Source organism: Natronorubrum sp. A-ect3, from assembly GCF_041821125.1.
GTDB lineage: Archaea > Halobacteriota > Halobacteria > Halobacteriales > Natrialbaceae > Natronorubrum > Natronorubrum bangense.
This window is the reverse complement of record NZ_JBGUBB010000007.1, coordinates 120,013-131,413: the sequence shown is the minus strand read 5'-3', so window position 1 is coordinate 131,413 and position 11,401 is coordinate 120,013. Positions and strand designations below refer to the sequence as shown.

General features: G+C 59.2%; 7 protein-coding genes and 1 pseudogene. 4 read left to right on the top strand and 4 right to left on the bottom strand.

Features of this window, described 5'->3' with window-relative positions; genetic code table 11:
• A pseudogene (locus ACERJA_RS17110) lies at positions 1-205 on the top strand (gfo/Idh/MocA family oxidoreductase); the annotation flags it as partial.
• A 127-nt stretch (positions 206-332) separates the two neighbouring features.
• Here ACERJA_RS17110 and ACERJA_RS17105 read toward each other — a convergent pair.
• A complete protein-coding gene (locus tag ACERJA_RS17105; RefSeq protein WP_373609451.1) occupies positions 333-809 on the bottom strand; it encodes a histidine kinase in 477 nt (158 codons plus the stop codon).
• A gap of 393 nt (positions 810-1,202) precedes the next feature.
• Complete coding sequence (locus ACERJA_RS17100) at positions 1,203-2,459, bottom strand: RNA-guided endonuclease InsQ/TnpB family protein (protein WP_373609450.1); 1,257 nt, start codon at positions 2,457-2,459, stop codon at positions 1,203-1,205.
• A 272-nt stretch (positions 2,460-2,731) separates the two neighbouring features.
• On the opposite strand from ACERJA_RS17100, the gene ACERJA_RS17095 reads away from it, so the two are divergent.
• The 3 genes from ACERJA_RS17095 to ACERJA_RS17085 are packed head-to-tail and all read left to right on the top strand — an operon-like array spanning position 2,732 to position 6,693.
• Complete coding sequence (locus tag ACERJA_RS17095) at positions 2,732-3,421, top strand: hypothetical protein (protein ID WP_373609449.1); 690 nt, start codon at positions 2,732-2,734, stop codon at positions 3,419-3,421.
• A 6-nt stretch (positions 3,422-3,427) separates the two neighbouring features.
• The gene (locus tag ACERJA_RS17090) at positions 3,428-5,245 is read left to right on the top strand and encodes an NAD(P)/FAD-dependent oxidoreductase (protein ID WP_373609448.1); all 1,818 of its coding nucleotides are present in this window, start codon (positions 3,428-3,430) and stop codon (positions 5,243-5,245) included.
• Positions 5,242-6,693 (top strand): hypothetical protein, encoded by a 1,452-nt coding sequence (locus ACERJA_RS17085; protein WP_373609447.1) that lies wholly within the window; start codon positions 5,242-5,244, stop codon positions 6,691-6,693. The genes ACERJA_RS17090 and ACERJA_RS17085 overlap by 4 nt, the downstream gene beginning before the upstream one ends.
• Positions 6,694-7,501: 808 nt before the next feature.
• Here the strand turns inward: ACERJA_RS17085 and ACERJA_RS17080 are convergent.
• Both ACERJA_RS17080 and ACERJA_RS17075 read right to left on the bottom strand, forming a co-directional pair.
• Positions 7,502-7,669 (bottom strand): hypothetical protein, encoded by a 168-nt coding sequence (locus ACERJA_RS17080; RefSeq protein ID WP_373609446.1) that lies wholly within the window; start codon positions 7,667-7,669, stop codon positions 7,502-7,504.
• 213 nt (positions 7,670-7,882) lie between these two features.
• Positions 7,883-11,137 (bottom strand): PAS domain S-box protein, encoded by a 3,255-nt coding sequence (locus ACERJA_RS17075; protein ID WP_373609445.1) that lies wholly within the window; start codon positions 11,135-11,137, stop codon positions 7,883-7,885.
• Between the last annotated feature and the right edge of the window lie 264 nt (positions 11,138-11,401).

The following is an 11,401-nucleotide window of genomic DNA, read 5'->3' as shown; positions in this document are numbered from 1 at the left end:
GTGAACTCGTGGGCTTCCGCTATCTATCTGTCATCTGCGAGAAACCGCTCGACACGACACCGTCCAGCGGGCTCGAGCGACGATCGATGCCTGCGACGATGCAGGCGTCACGCTGATGACTGCCTACCGGCTCCAACTCGAACCGTCAGTTCGACGCACTCGCGAGCTGATCGAAGATGGCGTCATCGGAGATATCGTCGCCATTGACGCAACCTACGATGCAGCAACGTCGGGAAAAACCGTCGAGATTCCGAGTCTCGAGTGAGGCTTCTCGGTCACCCGTCTCGTCGTCCGTGATGGGTTGATGATACAATCAGTACAGAAAAAGAGGATTATCGCGCGAGGAGTGCGTACAGCAGCCCCAGGATGACACCATACACGGCGTGTCCCATCAGACTCTGTCCGCTCCAGTCGGGCACGGGTGGTGTCATCTCTGTCATCACACCGACCCACGCGGGCATGACGAACGACGCGAGGACGAGCCAGAGGACAACCCCGTAAGCGAGTCCCGCAGCGGCGATCGTGAAATTGCTCCCCAGTCGCTCCTCGAAGCCAGTCGTCCGGATGAGGATCGCAAAGCCGACGCCGAGGACGACCGAGTGGAACATGTGAATCGCCCACCCAACGGCGAGTGATGGTCCCAGCCCGTACATTCCGGGGATTGCCATCTCGATGATCGGTTGCATTGTCATCGTCATTAGCACGCCGAACACGAGGCCGCCGCCAACGCCGCCAAGTAGGCCGGCTTGCCAGTATTCGAATCGTGTCTTCGTTCGAGTCTCTGTCGGTGTGGCTGTTTTAGATGCCATACATTATGAACGGGTGTCGACTGCCTAACAGTAGTACCGATGGACATAGGTGTGCTACAGCCAAGCCTAATCGCGGTGGTTGGTACTGCCGCTCAGTTGTTATCGACAGAGCACCTGTCACTGCAGTGTGCGGGCGAAGATTGGTGTCTGTGACACAGTGATAGCGGAAGCCCACGACTTGAGTCCCGTCTCTTACCCATAAGTCTCAGGAGTTCACTCGTGGGAGGAAGTCACGTCCACTGTGATCTTGTTCAGCAAGACATGGCCACACCGTGTGTATCGTCGATTGGAACGGCCCACGAGGATTCAACGCGGTGAACTACTCCGCCCTACTCACTCACGGCTTGCGCCGTTCGTTCCTTGAGGACGGAGCTTCCTGCTTCGACGACGTTGTCAGACTACGTCTGACAGCCTGTCGAGGTTCCCTCGACAAACGCGACTTGCAGAAACGGAAAGCGAATCCACAGCGGTCGCAGTCTCCACAGGCGTTGCTTTGGAGTGAACCACTCCTAGTTTTTCGAGGCCACGCAATTTCACGTTCAACGCCGCATTCCAATCCCTATCCACTGTAAACCCACACGAGGGACACGAGTGCTCACGCACCCACAACGGCTTCTCCGATTCACAGCCACACGACGCGCACTCTTTCGTCGTGCCCTGAGCAGGCACTTCAACGTAGTGCGTACCGTGCTTGTCACAGTGATGTTCGAGAATCTGGCGGAAGTCACTCCAGCCAACCTCGTGTTTGTTCCGAGCGTTACCACCTGATTCCAGCATCGACTTCACGTTCAAGTTCTCGACAAACACGGCGTCGTACGTCGTCGCGTAGAAGTGTGCGATTTTGTGCTTGTAATCACGCTTCTTGTTCGACATCCGAGCGTGAACCTCAGCAACGCATTGCCGTTGCACTTCCCAGTTACGCGACTCGTACTGTTTGCGAGAGAGCGAGCGTTGCTCGCGTTCGAGACGCTCGCGTTCATCGGACAAATCGAGACGGTCGATAGAGTGCCCTTCAGAATCGTGGATGAAGTTAAGCACGCCAAGGTCGAGCCCCACGGTATCTTCAGAATCAATACCTTCTGACTCGGGTTTCTCTGGTTCGTCCGTGCTGATGCAGAACGAGGCGTACCATGCTCCCGTCGGCTCTTTCTTCACCGTAACTTCCGTAATAGCGTCGTGCCTGGGGAGGTCACGGTGCAAGCGGATGGGGATTTCGAGCGTCTCACCGCGGACTTTCTTGAGTCGGAGTATTACTCGGTTTCTCGGGCCACTCTTCTTGTCGAGTTCGAAGCCCGATTGCCGATACGTGACGCTCCTGAACTCACGCGGTGATTTCCAGTTCAACGAGCCAACATCGTATCCCTTGGATTTCAGCTTGCCAAGGTTGTTGATATTGGTGCGGATGCGTTCAACAGCTTTCTGCAACACGGTGGAGTAGACTTGTTTGAGGTCGGTCCACTGTTGTTTGAGTTGTGGCAGAGTGTCGCGGACTTGCCAGACTCGCTGTCGAAGCGTTCCCTCGGCTTCTGGAATTTTGTTGAATTCGTGGAGTGCGTGGTTGTAGACTTGTCGCACGATGTTACGAGTCCAGTCGAGACTCTCCCGTTGGGTGGTTGTGGGGAAGAGTCGGTATTTTGGACTGTATTCCATGCGACTTGTCCTCTGCTAGGGTTGTGATTAGTTAAATGTTCTGATTAGAATTTTTTACTCGTGCGGGCGCTGTATCCCCGCCCTACTCGCTCGGCTTCACCTCGCTCCTTGAGGACGGGGGCTTAGCGCCCTATCTTTCAGCTAAAAAAAGTCGATGAGGTCTTGAGACGAAACGATTGATCGACAGTCAATAGCGCCATTCGACCCGTACCACCACCATTCGTACCTATTTTTCCTCGCGTGTTGACAACGATATCGGTTCATTTGCAAGCATGGAACGTCGAACACTGTTGACCGCAGTTGCAGGCATGCTAGTCGTGAGTGCAGGCTGTACCAGCCTCGGATCGGACGGAGACAGAGACGAAGACGAGTCGGTAAGTGAGAACGGAGACGAAGACGAGGACGAGTCAACAAGCGAGAACGGAGATGACGCGGAGCTGAGCGAATCAGAGCTGCTCGAGCAGTTCCAGGCAACCCTCGAAGATCGCGGATTCGAACAGGTAGACATAGCGCCTGTCGACGACGGACTCGAGCTGGGATACGACGCGAGCGGAACCTCGGACGATAACGTCGCCACCGAGATCGAGCTGATTACGGACGGCTACACGACGACCATCGAAAGTGGCTCGTCGACGGCATACCTCGAGGCGACTGCGTACGATCCGGAAGACGGAGAGGTACTCGATTACTTCACGATCGAAACCGAGTGGGTCGAAGCGTACCTCAGCGAGGACCTCGAGTGGCCCGAGTTGCTCTCTCGTATCGCGGAGACGTTCGTGTCGACGGAACCGGTTGACGATGCAGAAGACGGTGACGACGGGGGCGACGAAGGTGGATCGGAAGACGGTGACGACGGGGACGATCAAGACGGTGACGACGGGGACGAGCAAGAAGTGGACGAAGACGGAAGCGAGGACGAGAGCAACGAAAGCGACGAGGATACCGACGAAGACGACGAGTAGCGTCGAATGACTCCGCTGATACTGTTGGGAGTTGGATCGAGCGGTTCCCAGTCATTGCTCTCGGATGTCGACCCAGTCCTCAAGCGCCGGCTACTCGTCGGAGCCGTGGCTGGCATCGTTCCGGGGGCCGTCCTGTCGACAGTCGTCGACCCGTGGCTGTTGGGCCTGCTTCTCGGGCCGGTTCTCGGACTCCTGTACGGGCTTGGCTTCGAACCACTCGAAAAGTCGGCGCTGACGCACGCTGTCGGCGCGGCGGCGATGAGCATTCCCGCCTGGGTGCTCGTCTACGTTCTTGGACTTTCCCTGGTTCGGACGGGACAGCCGGCGTGGACGCTCGATGAGATCACGACCGTCCTTCCCACGCTCGCGACGTGGATGGGGGCGGGAGCAGTGTTCGGTGTCCTGGTGGCGCTGACGTCGGCAACGTTCGACGCGCACTACGACCGCGTACAGCGCGAGGATACCGATCAGGCCATCGACACCCGGATCGTTGTTCTCGGTGGCGGGTTCGCCGGACTGACCGTTGGGAAGCGACTCGAGAAGCGGTTCGGCCCCGATCCGACGGTCAAACTCACGCTCGTGAGCGACACCAACGCGATTCTCTTTACCCCAATGCTCGCAGAGGTTGCCGCTGGCAGTCTCGAGCCAACACACGTCACAACCCCGCTGCGGACCAGTCTCAAACGGACCGAGATCGTCCGGAGCGAGGCAGTCGGAATCGACCGAGACAACCGACACGTCATACTTGACGCTGAGGCCAGCCCGTCAGTCGACGCTCGAGCCGACGGACCCGCCACCGACGTTGCCCTCCCGAACGGGTCGTCCGCCGATCACGAAACGATTCCGTACGATCACCTCGTGTTTGCCCTTGGCTCGGTTTCCGATTACAAGGGACTCGAGGGCGTTCGCGCGTTTGCCTTCGATTTCAAGACGCTGGGGGACGCGATGGCGATCCGGAACCACGTCGTCGACTGTTTCGAACGAACCGAACGCGAAGACGATCCCGACACCCGGAACGCACTGGTCACTTTCGTCGTCGCCGGCGCGGGATTCGCCGGCGCGGAACTGGCGGGTGCGCTCAACGACTTCGTTCGTGGGATGCTCGTCTACTACCCCAACGTGCCACCCGAGGACGTCACCGTCACTGTCGTTCACTCTCGCGACCGGATCGTGCCTGAACTGAGCGAGTCGCTTGCGGCGTACATCCTCGAGCGAATGCGAGCGCGTGGCGTCACCTTCGAACTCGAGACCTATCTCGAGGACGCCGACCCGGAGTCGGGCGTCGTTACCCTTTCGACGGGGACGACGATCGAGACGGAGACGCTGGTCTGGACCGCTGGCAATCGACCGAATCCGCTCGTTGACGTACTGGGCCTGCCCACAGAGCGGCCGGGTGCGATCAGCGTCGACGCCACACTTTCCGTGCCGGGCCACGAGGGACTCTGGGCCGTGGGTGACTGTGCGGCCGTTCCCGACCCGGCTGGAGATCGCTATCCACCGACGGCCGAACACGCGATCCGTGCAGGGAACGTCCTCGCAGACAACATTCACGCATCGACGATCGGGAAGTCACAGACACCCCTCGAGTACACCTCTCCGGGGTCGCTCGTCGTCGTTGGCTACCAGACGGCCTGTGCCGAACTCTGGGGCCGGCGGTTCTCCGGCCCGTTCGCCTGGCTGTTGTGGCGACTGGTCTATCTGCTCAAACTCCCTGGAACGGATCGAAAAATCCGCGTCCTCGTCAGCTGGCTCATCGAACTCGTCTTCCCACGTGAGATCGTCCAGACGATGGGTGAACGAACCCAGCGACGGGGGCGGCAATGAACGCAGCGGATGAACCGAGCGAGCGAGTAGACGGCGACGAGCGTCGGACACAATCAGTCCCCGTGAGTCGATCGACACCCCTGGTCGGTGGGATCGCCGGATTCATCGGCGTTATCTGGCTGATCGAGATCGGACAAGGGAGCGTCTACTGGCTTCCACTCGGGGTCGGCTACGGGGTCGTCGCCTCGGTCGTCTTCGGCTCGAGGGCGATCGATCCGGGACGTGGGCTCGTCTGGGGTCTCGGGACCGGCGTGCTCGCGTGGACGATCCTGATCGGAATTTCGTTTCAGGCCGCAAGTGTTGGGCTCATCGAAGAGACGACGGTTGACGCCTTTCTGCCGGTCCTGATCCGGCTCCTCCTCGGTCTGGGGGCACCAGTCGGTGTCGCCGTTGGGATCTGGAACGCCCGACGGTTCGAGACGAGCGAGCCGATTGATCTCCGTCGCGCGCTCTTTGCGGGCGGCGTCGCGGGTATCGTCGGTGGTGTGGCCTTTGGCAGCTGGATGGAAAGCGTCGGCATGTTCTCGCTCGTCGCCGAACTCGTTGGGACGACCAGCCCCGTCGTCGGCCGTCTCGTTCACTTTCTCGTCGCTCTTTTCATCGGTGTGACGTTCGGCCTGCTTTTCCAGCGGGACGCGCTCGGCCATGGCTCGTCGATGGCCTGGGGGATGGCGTACGGCACTTTCTGGTGGCTCCTCGGCGGACTCACCCTGTTTCCGCTGGCGCTTGGCTCGCCGGTCGAATGGACGGCCACCGCGGCAGGCGGAGAACTTGGGTCGTTCGTCGGACACGCCGTCTACGGGGTTCTCCTCGGGTTGATCTACTCTCTCCTCGATCGGGCGTGGCTCGTGTTGTTTCACGATGCCGATCCGCTGAACCAGTCGGTGACGGCACCTGGGATCAAACTCTTGCGGCGTGCGGGCTGGGGTGTGTTTGCTAGTCTCGCCGGCGGACTCCTCTTTGGCGTCCTCATGTGGACGACTGGGGATCTGATCGCCGTTGCCGAACTGGTCGGTCGATCCAATCCCGGTGTCGGATTTTTCATCCACATGGGGATCAGCGTGATCGTCGGGATAACCTACGGACTGCTCTTTCGTTATGAGTCCCCCGACGTCGGCTCGGGCGTCGCCTGGAGGCTCGTCTACGGGCTTGTCTGGTGGTTCATCGGTGCGCTCACGCTTTTTCCAACGTTGCTTGGTGCACCGCTCGCATGGAACGGCCCCGCCATGGCAGCTGCCCTGCCATCGTTGATTGGTCACCTGATCTACGGCGGTGCGACCGGCGGCGTGTTCTCGCTGCTCGAGCGAAAACAGCGCGCCTGGGCGAAACTCGACCCGCGGATCGCACAACAACAGCGGACGCGTCGCCGCTCGAGGGAAACGCCAGCGGGTGCAATCTGGCTGTTCCTCCTCGGAACTGGTGTGCTCGTACTCCTCGCACTATTGTAGCAAGGCAGCCGTCAGCGGTGCCGGGTTCGCCCGCGGATTCGAGAACCGCCCCTGCTGGCAGATCGGCCAGTGCTGGCTCGACCAATACCGCTGACGCCCGTGTTGGCTCCTCGAACCCCGCTCGTACCGGTTCGACCAGTGCGGACGGAACCGGTGTTGATTCCGGTCGTTCCTGCTTGACCAGTTCGAACTCCACCGGCGTTCGTTCGACCTGTACGAATACTGCCCGTGCTGATCCCGGACGTACCCGCTCGGCCAGTTCTGACATCAGCACTGCTCGTTCCGATTCTCCCGGTTCGAATCCCGACATTGCTCGTGTCACTCGTGCCGGTCCGGCCACTCCGAGTTCCGGTAACGGTGCGTCCGGTTGTGGTGTTTCCAGTCGTTCCAGTGGACGACGTGTCGCTAGAACTAGTGGCACTCGAGGTAGAACTGCTGCTGGTCTCTCCGCTCTGCCTGCCAGTTCCGCTCGTAGTCGTGCCGGTCCGGCCCGGTGCCGCAGAACCGGTTCCGGACAGCCCAAACACGAGTGCACTCGCGGCGAGCAGCCCCTTTGTCACGAGAGAGCGTCGTGTTTCGGTCGTTTCGTCGGTCGGTGTTCCGTGGCTATCGTTCATTGTCATCACTCGAGGCAAGACGCTTCCGGTCCTGTCATACGTCGGTCTACCATCGATTGATTCGAACGGTATCACAGTGTGACTTGCCTCACTCAGAGAACGCGTGGTACGAACTTATATTCGAATAGAAGCTGTGTACACTAAAATCGGGTGTGCTTCTCGGTTCTTCCCGATCCAAAGCGGTAATTCGCTTACTCGACGTCGGAAAGCAACACGGCACGCGTCGAACTGACCCATGCATCTTGGTCGTGTATGTCGTAGATGACCGTCCCGTCGTTGATCGTATGGTAGGCCCCGATGTGGGCGTTGGGACCGTTCGATTCGGCGTCGTGTGGCTGGTTTGGAGTGTGGTTGGACATGGTGGCGGTCCTCGGCAGTAGTGCCGACTGGTTCGGACAGGACGTGTCACGGACACTGGGTTTCGGTACAGGCGCGTTCGACACGGGTTCGTCCGTTATACTAGTAAAGGAGCCTCAACTGCAAGAACGCGGTGCCGAACTATGTGAAATCGTCTCACCTAGCCATGTGGGTCGATGATCTCTCGACGATCGATATAACCCAATCGAGTCCCGCTACTGTGATTCGAGGAACGCCGATAGCAGACTCCAAATCCCTTTCCGGAGGTGCTGGTGGAGCGTCGACGAGGAGATTCCCATCGACTCAGCGAGTTCTTCTGCGGTGATCTCCCGCGGCCAGTCGTAGTAGCCGGCGAAGTACGCCGACTCGATCGCCGCCCGCTGTTTTTCAGTGAGACTCTCTGCGGTGGATTCGCGGAACTCCTCGGCCGAGAGGACGGTGCGTTCATGCTCGCGCTTGGCCACGAGTTCAACGTTCGAAAAGGCGTTTTCCACGGTGCTCACGATATCGCGAACGTTTGCAGTCTGTGGTGCCTCGAGAACGATCGTTCCCTCACCGTTTGCTGCCTGGGCGGATCGAAGCGTCGCACCCGCCTTAAGCGCGAGTTGGACCGTCGATTGGGGAGCAACCGACTGGAGAACGAACCTGTCGTCTCGCTCGGCGACTGCGCGCGCGTCTTCGATCCCATCGAACCCTTCGGCAGCTTCGAGAACGGTATCCGGCTCCGCTCCTTCGACAGTGTGGTAGTTGATGACTCTCCCTTCCGCGACTGGGACTGAGCGTTCGAACCGAAACTGGCAGTCGAGATCAGCGGTCACCTGCGAATAAAACACCGACGGATCACTCATGGTAAACTCGAGTTCCACGACAGTGTCGGAGACGAGCATCGACCGGTTACGAATCGCGTTTATTGCGAAACCGGCCATCTTCCCGAACGACTCGAGGGCCTCGGCCGCTTTCTTATTGAAAGCGGCTTCGCGGACGCTGTTTACCACGAGAACTCCGAAGAGATGGTCGCCGTACAGCAACGGGATCGCTGCAATGGTTTCGACGTCCTCGGGGAACTCATCGTCGGTTCCCGACTGCTCGTTGCCCGTCTGCTGGTACTGGCGGATGATCTGAACCGTTCCCGTCTCGATCGCCCGTGCGACGGTTCCGTTTGCGACGCTCGAGAGCGGCAGTTTGTTGACCATCTCGAGGTAGCTGTCTTCGACACCGCTCCCAATGCTTGCGATGATATGATCACCAGTACCTTCAACGTCACCAACCCACGCGCTCCGGTAGTGCTCGGACTGGGCCAGCCGATCACAGATCGTTCGCTCGAGTTCCGACCTCGTAGTCGTCTCGATGAGCTGTTCACCGGTCTTTTTGAACAGTGAGTTGATCCGAACCATCGTTTCGAGTTGATCGTGCTGCTGATGCAGTTCGCGTTTCTGGGCTTGTAGGAGTCGACGACGCTCTGCCCGGCTGATGGCCGTTGTCATGCTCATTGAGAGCATCTCTACGAGGTGCACGTCTCGGTCATCGAACTCCTCGTGTGATCGAACGACAACACTGAGGACGCCGTCCGCCCCGATCGGGACGTGAAAGCTCGGATTCTCGAACACCGACGGACCATCTGACTCCGTGACCGTCGCGGCGTTGACGAGCGTTTGCTCGCCCCTGAACGCCTGCCCGGCGAGCGTTGCCTCGAGGTCGTAGGCTGTGCGTGACTCGAGCAGCGCGTCTGCTCCATTGGTCATGGCCACTCGTTCGAGTTGGTTCGTATCCGAATCGAACAGCCGAACGCAGCCGACCTCGAAGTCGAGCACGTTATCGACCGCTTCGGTACCGATCTGGGCAATCTCCGCACGTGAGTCCGCAGGTATCAGTTCACTCGAAACCTCGGTAAGCGACTCGAGTTGGCGTTCCTGTGCTTTTGCCTCGCTGACATCACGGACGATACAGATCGACCCCCCGTCGGCGAGCGGGGCGAGCGAGAGTTCCTGTGGGAACGTCGAGCCGTCGGCGCGCAGTCCGACCGCGTCGCCGCGCCAGCCGTCCTGTTCCGAAACGATCGAGAGGACATCGGACTCGAATCGCTCGACCTCATCGTCCGGATAGAGACGGTTCCAGGACGTTCCGACGAGTTGCTCGGGACTGTCGTACCCGTAAAGCGCGGCGAGGGAGTCGTTCACGTAGTTGAACGTCCCGTGTTCGTCGGCGATTCCGATTCCGTCGGTCGCTGCGTCCATGGCCGCCGACCGATCATCGACGGTTTGCTCGGCCGCGAGGGTGTCGAAGGCTATCTGCACCGTCGACGCCAGCACGCTGACCAGCTCCTGAAGCGACGAGTCGATGTCATTCGTCGTGGATCCGACACCGAGGAGGCCGTAGTCATCCAACGGAACCAGCAGCCGCGTCTCGAGAGGCATCCTCGGGTGTGCCGCGTTCGACACCGTGTTGTACTCTTCGACCAGCTTCGACTTGCCCCGTTCGAAGACGTCCATCTCGACGGTTCCCGCTCGAATCGGATCCATCGCTTCGGTCGCGTCGTCGGCCAGCGAGGCAACCCGCTCGCTCACAGCCAGTGGCCGGAGGGCATGGTCATTAGCCGTCCAGATCGTCGTCAGCGATCGATCGAGCACTGCGCCAGTGAGTTCGACGGCGATCTCGGCGACGTCGGTCTCAGTCTCGGCGAGCAACAGTTCTCGGCTCGCTTCGCCGAGAGCCGCGAGTTGTTCCTCGTACTCTTTCCGTTCGGAGACGTCCCGGACGTTCGCAAGCACGTGGTGTCGGCCGTCGATCTCGATCGGCGACGCCGATACTTCCATTGGTACCCGCTTCCCTTCGCGCGTCTCACAGTCGAGTTCGTCTGTCCAGCCACCTCGCTGCTCGAGGTCGCGGGTGGTCAACTCCTGAAACCGCGACGGCTCGTAGGGAAAGATATCTGTTGGCTCGAGTGACAACAGCTCCGCACAGGAGTAGTCGAGCAACTCACAGAGACGTGGGTTGCATTCGGTGATCTCGTCGTTCCCTGGATCGAACACCATGATGCCGTCGTTCGAGTGCTCGAAGGTCTTTTCGAGAACGGCCCCAGTCTCCTGGAGTTCCGACTTCCGTTTGTGCCGATCAGCGGCGTCGCGTACGGTCACGGTGAAAAATTGCCGATCGTCATGTCTGGTTTCCGTGACGACAATTGAGACGGGAACCTCTTGACCAACTCTGTCGAGGAGGGTGAGTTCGGTCGGGCTACTGCCAGCAGTCGCAAGCGCTCGAACGTCCTCGAGCGTCTCTGTCTGTGCTGCTGGAAAGAGCCGATCGATTGAGTGATCAATCAATTCGTCGGGGGCGTATCCGAGAAGTTCCGTGACGTACGGATTAAGGAAGATGATCGTCCCGGTTGTATCGATGGCCACGATCCCGTTTGCGACGTCGTCGATTACTGGTTTGAAAAATCGATCGTCTACGTGTGATGAGAGGCTGGCCATAGTATCTATAATAGAATACTGCAGCTTTATATATAAAGTAGTAATATCAGTATCAATATATCAAACTATCCTGCAAATAAGTCATAGCAATCGCAACAGCGTGTCCGGAGTTTCGTCCGCCTGAACACGGACGTCGTACGTCGGTCGCTACCGATGATACGCATGCCGCCACTGTTGACCTGTTTGACATCCTGTTGTATCAAATACCAAATCTGAAACTATAGTATCAATAAGATATCACACTCGAGGCCACATTCATTCACT

Bases quoted from the DNA above. Each gene is read 5' to 3' on its own strand.
- ACERJA_RS17100 (WP_373609450.1), bottom strand. From the start codon at position 2,459: ATGGAATACAGTCCAAAATACCGACTCTTCCCCACAACCACCCAACGG.
- ACERJA_RS17080 (WP_373609446.1), bottom strand. From the start codon at position 7,669: ATGTCCAACCACACTCCAAACCAGCCACACGACGCCGAATCGAACGGT.
- ACERJA_RS17090 (WP_373609448.1), top strand. From the start codon at position 3,428: ATGACTCCGCTGATACTGTTGGGAGTTGGATCGAGCGGTTCCCAGTCA.
- ACERJA_RS17105 (WP_373609451.1), bottom strand. From the start codon at position 809: ATGGCATCTAAAACAGCCACACCGACAGAGACTCGAACGAAGACACGA.
- ACERJA_RS17085 (WP_373609447.1), top strand. From the start codon at position 5,242: ATGAACGCAGCGGATGAACCGAGCGAGCGAGTAGACGGCGACGAGCGT.
- ACERJA_RS17095 (WP_373609449.1), top strand. From the start codon at position 2,732: ATGGAACGTCGAACACTGTTGACCGCAGTTGCAGGCATGCTAGTCGTG.
- ACERJA_RS17075 (WP_373609445.1), bottom strand. From the start codon at position 11,137: ATGGCCAGCCTCTCATCACACGTAGACGATCGATTTTTCAAACCAGTA.